Origin of the sequence: Blautia sp. AF26-2 (assembly GCF_003460955.1) — a bacterium.
GTDB lineage: Bacteria > Bacillota > Clostridia > Lachnospirales > Lachnospiraceae > Fusicatenibacter > Fusicatenibacter saccharivorans.
Map to the genome: position 1 here is coordinate 858 of NZ_QTWD01000021.1, position 315 is coordinate 1,172.

Here is a 315-nt window from a genome sequence, read left to right on the forward strand (position 1 = left end):
ATTCTTTCTGGCAGCAACGATAGAAGTTACGAGTTCCGGAAGGGAAGTTCCGATGGAAACAATGGTCAGTCCGATCAGAGTCTGGCTCATTCCAAGATCGCCCGCGATTCTTGCTGCGGCATCTACGGTCACATCTCCGCCGACTGCAATGGCGACTGCTCCGCCGACGATGAACACGATACTCTTCGGAACGGAAAGCAGCTTGATATCCTCGTCGGAACCGCCTTCAATTTCGACTTTTTTTCCTTCGCGGTTTGCCTTTAAGGCAATCTGAACCATGTAGACAATGTAACCTGCAAAGAATCCAATTAAGAT

General features: G+C 49.2%; 1 protein-coding gene. It reads right to left on the reverse strand.

The features are described from left to right. A partial coding sequence (locus DWY63_RS18585) for a hypothetical protein (protein ID WP_330415538.1) occupies positions 1–315 on the reverse strand: 315 nt, incomplete at both ends.